Genomic DNA, 11240 nt, shown 5'->3' with positions numbered 1-11240 from the left:
AAGTGACCATGTTGGTGGCTTCAGTGATACCGCCGATACCGTTACCCTGGGCGAAAGCCCCTGTCGTTGCAAGCAGCATCATGGCTGCAAAAAAGAATCTTTTTTTCATGTGTCGAAACTTTTAATTGGTGAGACAAAAAATGATTTCAACCACGAATATATAACGCTTAATTCATTGATTTACAACACTGACGATGCGTGACATCGGGTGTCATTACGTTACATCGGAAAGGGATTTCCAAACGATATGAAAAAGAATTTTTGGCAGCCGCTTGAAATAAGGGAGAATATAAAAACGGGCACTCTCCATGAAAAAATAAAAACGCTGCAACTTGTCAGAATCAAAAAAGCGAAGTCTGAAAACCGGGCGGCTTTCAGACTTCGCTTCATGTCATGTGAACGCTGTTTACTCTGCTGCTGAATCGGAAGAGAAGACACGCTGTTTCCTCCGTTCCTCCTTTTTCTCTTTTTGCAGCTTCTTTTTGAATTCCATTTCCTTCAGAATCTGTTTCAGCGGCCTGACAGTTTCAGGCTGCTCACGCTTGAACCTCTTGTAGTAGATATCCTCTATGAACTGCGGAAGCGGAGCTTTCCACGGCTCCTGTCTGTGGTTATCAATCTTCCCGAGTTTGTCAGGATTCAGACCAAGTTCACGTGCCATCTGCACATGCCTGTCCGACAGATGGTGACGCTTCTGAGCCGCCATCCATTTTTCCAATATTGCTTTTGTTACTGCCATAATCATTCATTTTTTGCAAAGGTACGAATCTTGCCATTATGATAACGATATGACTATTTGTATTTTATCCGACGTCGTTTTCTGAAAATGAAGAAGGCACGCCGATATCACATCGACATGCCCCCAAAAATATGGCAACAAAAGAAACTATTAAACGAATTTACCTATATCGAAAACTTCTTTTTTCTTCGGAGTACCCCTGCGTCTTAAAAGCGGGTTTCCGGCTTCATCCAGATATTCGTTGAGCAGATGCCCGATTTTATGCTGGCATCCGATTTCGTTTTCAAGAAGATTCAATATTTCCGTACCGGATAACTTGTGATAGATTGTCATGCTCGCACGAAAAGCCTTCTGTTCATCCCGGGTAGCGGAAGTCAGCACTTCCACAACATTATTCATTTCCTCGAATGTCATTGCCGTGTTGAAATCAGGATCAGGCTCCGCACCCACCGGAGCCATAAGTTCTTCCTTTTCCTCCTTGGTCAACCCTTTGTTTTCCTGTACCACATCCTCGGGATTGATTTCTTCATCTTCTTCTATAGGTTCTCTAACCAATGGTTCGGAATGTGTAGGCTTTTTTCTTGCCACATCAGGGTCTTCCAGATAGACGATTCTGGTCTTGCCAATCACGTCGTTATCGTCAACCTGAGAAGGCCGTTCTACAGTTACAGGCTTCTCCTGTACCGCTTTTGTTTCCGGCACATTTTTCTTACGCCTTGCCTTTTTCCTGGCTTTTTCGGCTTTCTTTTCCCTGTATATCCGATATTCTTTACGATATTTCCATAACTTGATACGGGCTATACGCATCATACGGTACACTTTCTCCCATGCGTCATACATTTGCTGACTGAAGATGAATATCCACAATCTGTATAATATGAAGATCGCGCACAGGACTTTGACTGCGAAATAAATTTTAATTTCCATAATCAGCTTTCTTTTCTTCGTACAATTTTATAATCTCAGGTGAATATTTTTTCAGATGCTCGTCCACAATATTATTGATGTAGCCGGACATGGTAGCTTTGGGGTCTATGACCAAAAGCATGTATTTGATTATACAGGCATTCTCCTGCTCGATACAGACTTGTGCCCGCTTTGCCAACGGTTTACAAGTAAGGTATTTTTCTTTGTAAATGGCACATCGCTCATCAATGCCGGGCGATTCTTTCTTTTGTTCAGGAAGGTTTACCGGTTCTGCATTTTTCACAGCCTCATTTGATTTGGCTGTATCCTTTTGTTTCAAACCGGACTTTCTGCCGAAAGTCATTTGTATAAGCCTTGCAGAAGCATGAATGGCTATCACTAATACAATAAATACCATGATAATAACGACTACAATAGTCATAGTGTCAAAAAAGTCTCCCATAATTATTTTTTATATAAAGGTTCATTATTGATTTGATTATAATAGAGGCCGTCTATTTCCTCCTTATATTGCTCGAAATGAGCGGTCAGTACATTGTCAATGAATTTCGACATACTGATTTTGGGGGCTACAACCGATAAGAATTTCTGTATAAGCCGATAATTGTCGATACCGATATAAGCCTGCTGCCTTTGCAGAACATTTCCTCCCGAAAGGAACTCTTTGCGGTACGAATCCGTGACGTCCTTTCGTTTTTTTGGTTTGCCTGTACTTTTCTCAACAGTTACAGGTCCCGGATTGTCCGCTTCGCACTCATTCCCATCGGATTCATCAGTGGTTATTACATCATCCACGGATATGTCTTTCCCATAATTGGGTATATCCCCGGCCATAATGCCTCTGATCATCTCTTCGTTCACGGTTACTTGTTTTTTTGCCATAGTATTTATTTTTTGAATTTGACCAATAGTTCTTCCGCCAATTCTGTCAGCCCGCTACCCTTCAACGATTTGGCTGGAGGAGGAAACAAGGTACAACGAAAGAAGTTTCGGGTTGTCAAGGATAGTTCCTTGTTGTAGCGGTTGGTTTCTGGGATGATGGTATCCAATACCGTAAATTCCAATTTTTGCATGATGATATTGTAAGCGTCGAAAACTTCCGTGGAAGCGCGGGCATCTTTACGGGTCCAGAAAAAGAGGAATTCTCGCAAGGGAGCTTCCTTGCTTGTCTTGGCATAGTCCCATACGATAGTTGAGAACGAAAGACTGCTTTGCATTACAATACGGTCAGGAATAATCGGGGTTATCACATAGTCCATGTTCACGATGGTGTTGATTACGCCGGAAGAATTCACTGTTCCGGGCAAGTCCACGATAATCAAATCGTAATTCCCATTATTCATAAGTTTCTCCGCGGCATCACGGGCATTTTCCGCTTTTGAGCCGACAATCGTATAGGCTTTCTTCCGGATACGTTCGTACTGGGATTTCAACAGTTGTTTGAAATAATCACTGTTTTCAACAGTACGCATATCCCTTTCTTTCATGCGTACCAAGCTGTACTGCGGATAATCGCAGTCGATGACAGCTACATTCAGTCCTTTCAGGTAATGATAATACCCGGCAAGCATAATCGTCATGGTCGATTTACCCACTCCGCCTTTCTGGTTGCAAACGGCAACTAAAACTGTGTCTTTTTTCATTTTTCTTTCTTTTTTATAGTTAAACATTAATCGGATTCAGTATTCCAGTAAGTAAGGAATGACTGGATATATGCCGTAATACGATATCTGAGCCATTCAGTCTGACGGTCATTACTGTACATCACAAGTCTGTCAGACATTCCTTACTGCCTGTGTGCAGTACTCCATTCGTGCATCATTCCAGTCATACATTCTCTCATCCAGACAGTCAGTCAGCAGGTCCTTCACACACTCTTTACCGCACATATTCTGTCGTTCATGCCGCAAATAAAAAGGAAAATTTTCATACCGGCACTATGTTTCGGATGAGGTGACGACCCGTGTCATCAAATGACATCTTATTACATATAAAACACTGTTTTACAGATAGATATACTTCCGTAACTTTGCCACCGACAACGGAACGGATACCGGATGGAGCTATCCCGATGCCGAAGAATGAGGCTGAAGGTCAAAACTCAATTTGACTTCAGGCAAATTCATGTTCAAGCGAACATAGCAAGTTGTGTTTTGAGGCACCCGAAATAAATTCGGGCACTCAAAACAAACTTGCCGCTCGCCTGAAGGCTCGGGAGGGATTTCCTCCAAAGTCGGAAATCCATGACGGAAGAAACAGAACAGAAAATCTCAATGCGTATGGAAGAAAACAGTAAAAGAAAGACAAGAAAAGGTGCGGGACGGAAGCCGAAAACAGACCCGGCGGTACACCGCTATGTAGTACGGCTGAACTCGGAAGAGAACGGGCACTTTGAAATCCGGTTCCAGAAATCGGGATTGAAACAGCATTCCAAGTTCATCAAGGCAATGATTTTCGGACACGAAATGAAGGTGGTCAGAATCGACAAGGCTGCGATGGACTACTACATCAGACTTACAAATTTCTATCACCAGTTCCAGGCCATCGGCAACAACTACAACCAGACTGTGAAGGCAGTCAAGTCCAATTTCGGCGAGAAACGGGCGTTCGCCCTGCTCCGCAATCTGGAAAAGGCCACCATCGACCTGGTGGTGCTGAGCAAGCGGATCATCATGCTTACACGGGAGTTCGAGGAGGAATACCTTATAAAAAGAAAGAAGGAGGAACAACAAAATGGTGGCTAAGATCAACAGGGGTGTATCGCTCTACGGGGCGGTCATCTACAACCAGCGTAAAGTGGATGAGGCAACCGCCCGTATCATCGCGGGCAACCGCATGATTACCGACCTCACCGGAAATCCCCACAATGTCATGCAGCAGACGCTATGGGCTTTCGAGAGCTACCTCGCCGCCAACAGGAACACGGAGAAGCCGGTACTGCATATCTCCCTGAACCCATCGGTGGACGACCGCCTCACGGACGGGCAGTTCGCGGAACTGGCACGCGAGTACATGCAGAAGATGGGCTACGGCGACCAGCCCTACATCGTCTATCTGCACGAGGACATCGACCGCAGGCATGTCCATATTGTCTCCACCTGCGTGAAGGAGAACGGCGAGAAAATCAGTGACGCATACGAATGGAACCGTTCGATGAAAGCCTGCCGGGAACTGGAAAACAGATTCGGACTCAAGCCTGTGGCTGACAAGCGGAACGAACTGCTGGAACCGTATCTCAAGAAGGCGGACTATCGGGACGGGGATGTGAAACGTCAGGTCGGCAATATCCTCAAAAGTGTGTTCACCGCCTACCGTTTCCAGACATTCGGGGAGTTCAGTGCCATGCTCTCATGCTTCAACATCGAGACCAAACAGGTTCGGGGAGAATTTGAAGGCTCACCCTACAACGGTATCGTATATACCCTGACGGACGATGCGGGCAGGCCGGTATGCACGCCCATCAAGTCTTCGCTCATCGGCAAGCGCTTCGGCTACGAAGGGATAGAAAAAAGGATTGCCGTCAATGTCCGTGACTTCAGAAACCGGAGGTGGCAGCCGAAAATCCATGATGCCGTCATGCTGGCCATGCACGGCTGCCGAGGAAACCGGGAAGATTTCATCCGGCTGCTCGGGGAAAAGGGCATTGACGTGGTGTTCAGGGAAAACGAGGAAGGCCGCATCTACGGCGTGACCTTCATAGACCACAGGAACCGTGAGGTATATAACGGTTCCCGTCTGGGCAAGGAGTTTTCCGCCAACGCCTTCGAACAGCTTTTCAACAGGCCGCAGGAATTTCCGGAGCCGGAATCCACCGGACAATATACCTCCACACGGGAGAGCCTTTCCGACAACATGGAAAGCGCCATCGAGCAGGCTTTCGGAATATTCAGTCCCGACATCAACGGGCCGGACCCACAGGAGGAGGCACTCGCCCGCAGACTACAACGCAAGAAAAAGAAGAAACGCCGTTCACGCGGCATATCCTGATTGTCAATTACCAACCATCAAAATTTTTACAGTTATGCAACAAGAAGATGATTTGAGAGGACTGGCCAAGGTCATGGAGTTCATGCGTGCCATTTCCATCGTGTTTATTGTGATCCATGTCTACTGGTTCTGCTACAGCGCATTCGTGGATATGGGCATCAACATCGGAGTCGTGGACAGGATTCTGCTGAACTTCCAGAGGACGGCAGGACTGTTCAGCAACCTGCTTGTGACGAAAGTGTTCGCCTTCATATTCCTGGGACTTTCGTGTCTGGGTACGAAAGGTGTCAAGAACCAGAAGATGACGTGGCGGAAAATATACGCCGCCTTCCTCGGCGGCATCGTCCTGTTCTTCATGAACTGGTGGATGCTTGACCTGCCGTTCAGTACGACAGTGAATGCTACCGTATATACGCTGACGCTCACCGCAGGCTACATTCTCCTGCTCATGTCGGGAGTATGGATCAGCCGTATGCTGAAGCATAACCTCATGGAGGACGTGTTCAACACCGCCAACGAAAGTTTCATGCAGGAAACAAGGCTCATGGAGAACGAGTATTCCGTCAACCTGCCCACGAAATTTGTCTATCAGGGCAAGGAATGGGACGGCTGGATCAATATCGTGAACCCGTTCCGGGCCTCTATCGTGCTGGGGACACCGGGCTCGGGAAAGAGCTATGCCGTGGTGAACAACTACATCAAACAGCAAATCGAGAAATCCTTTGCCATGTATATCTATGACTACAAGTTCCCGGACCTCTCGGAGATAGCCTACAACCATCTGCTCAAGCACAGACAACATTACAAGGTCAAGCCGGAATTCTACGTCATCAATTTCGACGACCCCAGACGCAGCCACCGCTGCAATCCCATCAATCCGAGATTCATGGCAGACATCAGCGATGCCTACGAAAGTGCCTATACCATAATGCTCAATTTGAACAAAACCTGGATACAGAAACAGGGTGATTTTTTCGTGGAGTCACCGATTATCCTGCTTGCCGCAATCATCTGGTATTTGCGGATTTACAAGGACGGCAAGTATTGCACGTTCCCTCATGCAATCGAATTTCTTAACAAGCCGTATGCCGATATTTTCACGATTCTGACCTCGTATCCGTCCCTCGAAAACTATCTTTCCCCCTTTATGGACGCATGGCAAGGCGGAGCTCAAGACCAGCTCCAGGGCCAGATAGCAAGTGCGAAAATTCCGCTTTCCCGAATGATCTCGCCACAGCTTTATTGGGTGATGACAGGGGACGATTTCACCCTTGACCTGAACAATCCCGAGCATCCTAAAATTCTCTGCGTGGGCAATAATCCGGACAGGCAGAATATCTATTCGGCGGCATTGGGACTGTACAATTCCCGTATCGTGAAGCTCGTGAATAAAAAAGGACAGCTCAAGAGTTCCATCATCATTGATGAGCTTCCGACCATCTATTTCCGCGGTATCGACAACCTGATCGCGACCGCCCGAAGCAACAAAGTGGCCGTCTGTCTCGGCTTCCAGGACTTCTCGCAGCTGGCACGCGACTACGGGGATAAGGAAGCGAAGGTAATCCAAAACACGGTGGGCAACATCTTCAGCGGACAGGTGGTCGGAGAAACGGCAAAATCACTGTCGGAGCGGTTCGGCAAAATTCTCCAGCAGCGGCAGTCCATATCCATCAACCGTCAGGACACTTCGACTTCCATCAACACGCAGCTTGATTCCCTGATACCGGCCTCCAAGATAGCCAACCTTTCGCAGGGTACGTTCGTGGGCAGCGTGGCAGACAATTTCGGGGAAGAGATAGACCAGAAGATTTTCCATGCCCGCATCATCGTGGACAGCGCAAAGGTATCGGAAGAGATGAAAGCCTACAGGAAAATTCCTGTCATCAACGAGTTCAGGGACGCGGACGGAAACGATATCATGCAGCAGCAGATTGACCGCAACTACTCGCAGATAAAGGCGGACGTGTTGCAGATAATAGAGGATGAGATAACACGCATAAAAAATGATCCGGAACTGAGACACCTCATCCCGCAGCAGGAGGAAGAAGAGAACAATGACGGAGAATAAAGGAAAAGGGAGACCGCTATTTTATTTCCGCCTGCAAAGGTCGTCCCGTGCCCGCTGGATTGTGCAAGGCCGGGCCCCTCCGTGGTTTGCTGAAAAAATCATCCTCGCCCGGGGGCTCCGGTATTTTTTCGCAAAGCCTTGCGCAATCCGGCACGGGACAGAAAGGCAGGCAAGAAATAAAATACCGGCTTGACAAGCCGCAGATGTCTAACTCAAAAAATGAAAGATATGAGCAGAAGCAACTTCACCCCGATGGAAAGATTCCATGAGATTCTAAACGGACACGGACTACAGGCCATGAACATAGGTACAAACCATATCCGTATCTTCAGGGACGGACGGAAAATGTTCGACTACTATCCGTTGAGGATGAAACTCTTCGACTACCACAACTGGTACCAGCTTACCTATCCATCCTTCGGCAATGGCGACGGAAAATGGGAACAGGAACTTCAGGAGATAATCGGCAGGCTTTCCGCCGCATAAATGGTATGTTATGGCAGCGCACATGAAACAGACGGAATAGGACAACATTCCCGAATGGGCCATATATGCCCTGGAATACGGAACGGAAGAGGACGGCAGCCTGAACGAAGAGGAACGGGCCATGATTGAAAAGTTTGTCGGCACACATTTCCCGAAAGGATACACGATGAGCGTGGACTGGGACGCCTGCAACGAGTTTGACCGCTATCCCGCATTTGGAGAGCCTTGCAAGACCTGCAAGGTTCTTTTTGTTTCACCATAAATACACAGAAAAATGAAAAGAATGACACTGAGCGAATACCTCGCTGTCCCCGAAAATTACCGGGGAGTATGGACTACCGAACGATGGGACATTCCCGATTGGGAAAACTTGAGAAAAAGCCACATGGGAAAACGTACCCTGATGGTATATGACAAAGGTACGTGCCTGCTTGTCGAGGGGCTGAGTCTTGAAATCGTGGATGACAGTGCCTGGAAGAAGCCGGAGGAAATCAAGAAGGAAATCCGTGAAAAATATCAGGAGTACCGTACTGAAAAGGGACATGAACCGCATTTTCTCGAATGCGCCATACGCTGGAATGACACCTTGGAGACGCTGGAGACAAGAATCGCCCTGGACATGGATTCCGATACGGAAATGGACAATGAAATCTTCTTCTACTGCGATACTTTGGACAGCCTGCTGTCGCTGGCTGACAAAAGCGGGGAAGATTTTGTCATAGCCGGATGTTTCGGCTTCGGTGAATATGAAGAACTGTTACAGACAACATAAAAATGAATGAATATGATAATCAAATGTCAGGAACACTACGACAAGGTGGTGGAATACGCAAAAAGTATCGGAGACAATACCTTACAACAGTGCATCGAACGATTGCAACAGTGGGAAAAGAACTCAAACGGGAAATATGAAATAGAACTCTACCGGGACTTTGCACCCCATTCGTTCGGATTCGCCGAAAGAACTCCCGACGGACGGACAGGAGTCGTCGGAGGGGTACTCTATCATGGCAGACCGGACGAATCATACGCCGTGATGCTCAATTCGTTCCATGGATGGAGCATACACACCTGAAGATAAAATCCTGTAAAGCCCATTTCCCCCGGTAAATGAGAAAATGGGCTTTCATCACTTTTGTAACCTGTCTAACAGGAGCGTTCGTACCACCTCATAGCCTTCCTGCGGATTGAACTCTTCATCCGGCCGAAGCAACTGCATGGTATCACCCAAGAACTCATCATCCTGCATTTTGTCTTCCATATTGATAATAAATTCTTTGTAAGTAGGAATGTGGTCAACCACAAATTCCATATACTTCTGATAGCAAGCCAGCACGTTGTCTATGTTGATGTCTGATGTGGTCAAGGCCTTGTACAAATCATACAAATCACGTCCTTTTCTCCGTTGGTACAAGGCACGCAGTTTTGTACCTACCAGTTCATCCAACTGGTAAGTCAGGACATCGCATTTTCCGTTATACCATTTGTTGACCACTGAAAATGGCATACGTTGCATAGGCAGTACACTGAAATGTTCCTTGCAGTTGATTTCCACTTTCAGATGAATCGGGACCACTGGTATGGATTCTGATTCCAGCCTGAAAATCAAAGTGTTGTTGTGCTTTTTCTGCTTCACTTTCGGCTCCCCGAGAAAAGCGAGTGCATCTCTTATATGGTCATAGGTCTCTTTGATCGGTTCTGCATTAATCTGTACCAAGTCAATATCTTCACTGTACCTAGGTTGGGGCGAGAGGAACAACTTGTGTAATGCGGTCCCTCCGCGAAAAGCCAGATGTGAAGCAAGATATTCATCCTTGTATATCTCAGTCAAGGCTCTGCATATCAGCAGATCTTGTTCGACCTGTTCGGACTCTGTCCATGGAACATGTTCGCTCCATTCCCTGATTGCAAATTCCGGTATCATTCGTCTATTTCTATTTCCTGGTTAATGATTACTTTCCATTTCTTGTCAACCTCACAACCTTCTGTCGGTTTGTTTATCTTAAACGGTATCTTTCTGAATTTTAATCCTGCAACCTCCATTTTGGAATATAAGGTTTCCGCCAAATCCGCTCTTTCCAATACATGTTCCAGAATATAACCCAGACGTTGAAAGACCGGTATGGCCGATGTCTTGAAAAAGGAATCATCCAGGCTGTCCAAATTCATTGTCTCAGCCAATTCATTCAACACGGTGCAGACGCGATTCAGACCACCTACACTTTTTTCGTTTTCTACCAGGTCAACGGCTGTCAGTTCAGGACAAGAAACATTGATATAACCTGTCTGCGTCTTGTGCTTCCTTACAAATTCCATACTTATTTTCTTCTTGGAAAAGAACAATATGGATGTTCCGCTCTTTGAAGTATTCCTCATGCTCGGTTGTTCCACCATGAGGGAAAATGTCTGTACTCTTTGATGTGACGCGCCATAAAATGAAGCCGCATTCAAAAGAGCAACATAATATCTTTTCCCAAGATAGGACATCAGCTGATCCATATAGAAAACAGGCGGAATTACGCCTTTTAACGAATATTCCACAGGCATAATGACATAAAAATTACGCCAGGGAGAAACTATCTTCGCTTTGGCGGCCAAACGGTACAATGCGGTTTTGATATATACCTTACCCGCTGAGGGGAACTGCTTTTCTATATCCTCTTTAGTGAAGGTGTAATATCCCCTTACTTCCCGGCTTTCAATCCAATCTGACAAAGTTTCTATATGCTTCTTCATAATTCAACTGCAATGACATTGCAAAAGTAGTCATTTTTTGACTACTTACGCAGATTTATTGCATTTTTTGTGTTGAAAGGGAATTTTTCTCCATATTTCTATAAAATGGCATCATAAGCCACGCTTCACTTGATAAGTCCCTTCAGAGAAGTTAACTCGGAGGGCGAATACCTCCACGTTCAAGCCTCCGGTTTTCGGGACACAAAATTCCCTGCGGTAATTTTCCGCCCGAAAAAACGCTCCGGTATTGCCGTCCGAGTTGGGGAAAGGACCGGGACTTAGCAAGCGAAGCGACCT

General features: G+C 46.4%; 14 protein-coding genes and 1 pseudogene. 7 read left to right on the top strand and 8 right to left on the bottom strand.

What is annotated here, in order from left to right; genetic code table 11:
• From C1721_RS04845 to C1721_RS04820, 6 genes and pseudogenes are all read right to left on the bottom strand, one after another.
• Positions 1-109: pseudogene (locus C1721_RS04845) on the bottom strand (DUF4134 family protein); the annotation flags it as partial.
• A gap of 297 nt (positions 110-406) precedes the next feature.
• Positions 407-739 (bottom strand): hypothetical protein, encoded by a 333-nt coding sequence (locus C1721_RS04840; RefSeq protein WP_102409244.1) that lies wholly within the window; start codon positions 737-739, stop codon positions 407-409.
• Between the two features lie 150 nt (positions 740-889).
• Positions 890-1666 carry a DUF4122 family protein gene (locus C1721_RS04835; protein ID WP_102407380.1) on the bottom strand — a complete coding sequence of 259 codons (777 nt, stop codon included), beginning with the start codon at positions 1664-1666 and terminating at the stop codon, positions 890-892.
• Entirely contained in the window at positions 1656-2108 is a 453-nt protein-coding gene (locus tag C1721_RS04830) for a DUF3408 domain-containing protein (protein WP_055172659.1), read from the bottom strand. Before C1721_RS04830 ends, C1721_RS04835 begins: the two co-directional genes overlap by 11 nt.
• Before the next feature lie 2 nt (positions 2109-2110).
• Positions 2111-2548 carry a DUF3408 domain-containing protein gene (locus C1721_RS04825; RefSeq protein ID WP_005801797.1) on the bottom strand — a complete coding sequence of 146 codons (438 nt, stop codon included), beginning with the start codon at positions 2546-2548 and terminating at the stop codon, positions 2111-2113.
• Between the two features lie 5 nt (positions 2549-2553).
• Positions 2554-3309 (bottom strand): ParA family protein, encoded by a 756-nt coding sequence (locus C1721_RS04820; RefSeq protein ID WP_087409705.1) that lies wholly within the window; start codon positions 3307-3309, stop codon positions 2554-2556.
• Positions 3310-3939: 630 nt separating this feature from the next.
• Between C1721_RS04820 and mobA the strand changes: the two genes are divergently transcribed.
• The 7 genes from mobA to C1721_RS04780 all read left to right on the top strand — a co-directional run bounded on the left by mobA (position 3940) and on the right by C1721_RS04780 (position 9282).
• Complete coding sequence (gene mobA / locus C1721_RS04815; protein WP_102409243.1) at positions 3940-4410, top strand: conjugal transfer protein MobA; 471 nt, start codon at positions 3940-3942, stop codon at positions 4408-4410.
• On the top strand, positions 4400-5653 hold the full coding sequence (gene mobB / locus C1721_RS04810) for a conjugal transfer protein MobB (protein ID WP_102407379.1): 1254 nt from the start codon (positions 4400-4402) through the stop codon (positions 5651-5653). The genes mobA and mobB overlap by 11 nt, the downstream gene beginning before the upstream one ends.
• Positions 5654-5687: 34 nt before the next feature.
• The gene (gene mobC, locus C1721_RS04805) at positions 5688-7721 is read left to right on the top strand and encodes a conjugal transfer protein MobC (RefSeq protein ID WP_102407378.1); all 2034 of its coding nucleotides are present in this window, start codon (positions 5688-5690) and stop codon (positions 7719-7721) included.
• A 228-nt stretch (positions 7722-7949) separates the two neighbouring features.
• A complete protein-coding gene (locus C1721_RS04795; RefSeq protein ID WP_005801804.1) occupies positions 7950-8207 on the top strand; it encodes a hypothetical protein in 258 nt (85 codons plus the stop codon).
• A 46-nt stretch (positions 8208-8253) separates the two neighbouring features.
• Positions 8254-8469, top strand: coding sequence for a DUF6926 domain-containing protein (locus tag C1721_RS16290; RefSeq protein ID WP_102407377.1), 216 nt, complete (start codon positions 8254-8256; stop codon positions 8467-8469).
• Between the two features lie 12 nt (positions 8470-8481).
• Positions 8482-8979 (top strand): hypothetical protein, encoded by a 498-nt coding sequence (locus C1721_RS04785; protein WP_102407376.1) that lies wholly within the window; start codon positions 8482-8484, stop codon positions 8977-8979.
• Positions 8980-8991: 12 nt separating this feature from the next.
• Complete coding sequence (locus C1721_RS04780) at positions 8992-9282, top strand: DUF4120 family protein (protein ID WP_102409242.1); 291 nt, start codon at positions 8992-8994, stop codon at positions 9280-9282.
• 54 nt (positions 9283-9336) lie between these two features.
• On the opposite strand, the gene C1721_RS04775 is transcribed toward C1721_RS04780, so the two are convergent.
• Together C1721_RS04775 and C1721_RS04770 are read right to left on the bottom strand one after the other, a co-directional pair.
• Positions 9337-10131 carry a nucleotidyl transferase AbiEii/AbiGii toxin family protein gene (locus C1721_RS04775; protein ID WP_005801809.1) on the bottom strand — a complete coding sequence of 265 codons (795 nt, stop codon included), beginning with the start codon at positions 10129-10131 and terminating at the stop codon, positions 9337-9339.
• On the bottom strand, positions 10128-10943 hold the full coding sequence (locus tag C1721_RS04770; RefSeq protein ID WP_005801810.1) for a type IV toxin-antitoxin system AbiEi family antitoxin domain-containing protein: 816 nt from the start codon (positions 10941-10943) through the stop codon (positions 10128-10130). The genes C1721_RS04775 and C1721_RS04770 overlap by 4 nt, the downstream gene beginning before the upstream one ends.
• Between the last annotated feature and the right edge of the window lie 297 nt (positions 10944-11240).

Source organism: Parabacteroides bouchesdurhonensis, assembly GCF_900186615.1.
In the GTDB taxonomy this organism is placed as follows: domain Bacteria; phylum Bacteroidota; class Bacteroidia; order Bacteroidales; family Tannerellaceae; genus Parabacteroides; species Parabacteroides bouchesdurhonensis.
Note: the sequence above shows the minus strand (reverse complement) of the source record. Positions and strands in the feature narration are given on the sequence as shown.

Bases quoted from the DNA above. Each gene is read 5' to 3' on its own strand.
- C1721_RS04840 (WP_102409244.1), bottom strand. From the start codon at position 739: ATGGCAGTAACAAAAGCAATATTGGAAAAATGGATGGCGGCTCAGAAG.
- C1721_RS04835 (WP_102407380.1), bottom strand. From the start codon at position 1,666: ATGGAAATTAAAATTTATTTCGCAGTCAAAGTCCTGTGCGCGATCTTC.
- C1721_RS04830 (WP_055172659.1), bottom strand. From the start codon at position 2,108: ATGGGAGACTTTTTTGACACTATGACTATTGTAGTCGTTATTATCATG.
- C1721_RS04825 (WP_005801797.1), bottom strand. From the start codon at position 2,548: ATGGCAAAAAAACAAGTAACCGTGAACGAAGAGATGATCAGAGGCATT.
- C1721_RS04820 (WP_087409705.1), bottom strand. From the start codon at position 3,309: ATGAAAAAAGACACAGTTTTAGTTGCCGTTTGCAACCAGAAAGGCGGA.
- mobA (WP_102409243.1), top strand. From the start codon at position 3,940: ATGCGTATGGAAGAAAACAGTAAAAGAAAGACAAGAAAAGGTGCGGGA.
- mobB (WP_102407379.1), top strand. From the start codon at position 4,400: ATGGTGGCTAAGATCAACAGGGGTGTATCGCTCTACGGGGCGGTCATC.
- mobC (WP_102407378.1), top strand. From the start codon at position 5,688: ATGCAACAAGAAGATGATTTGAGAGGACTGGCCAAGGTCATGGAGTTC.
- C1721_RS04795 (WP_005801804.1), top strand. From the start codon at position 7,950: ATGAGCAGAAGCAACTTCACCCCGATGGAAAGATTCCATGAGATTCTA.
- C1721_RS04785 (WP_102407376.1), top strand. From the start codon at position 8,482: ATGAAAAGAATGACACTGAGCGAATACCTCGCTGTCCCCGAAAATTAC.
- C1721_RS04780 (WP_102409242.1), top strand. From the start codon at position 8,992: ATGATAATCAAATGTCAGGAACACTACGACAAGGTGGTGGAATACGCA.
- C1721_RS04775 (WP_005801809.1), bottom strand. From the start codon at position 10,131: ATGATACCGGAATTTGCAATCAGGGAATGGAGCGAACATGTTCCATGG.
- C1721_RS04770 (WP_005801810.1), bottom strand. From the start codon at position 10,943: ATGAAGAAGCATATAGAAACTTTGTCAGATTGGATTGAAAGCCGGGAA.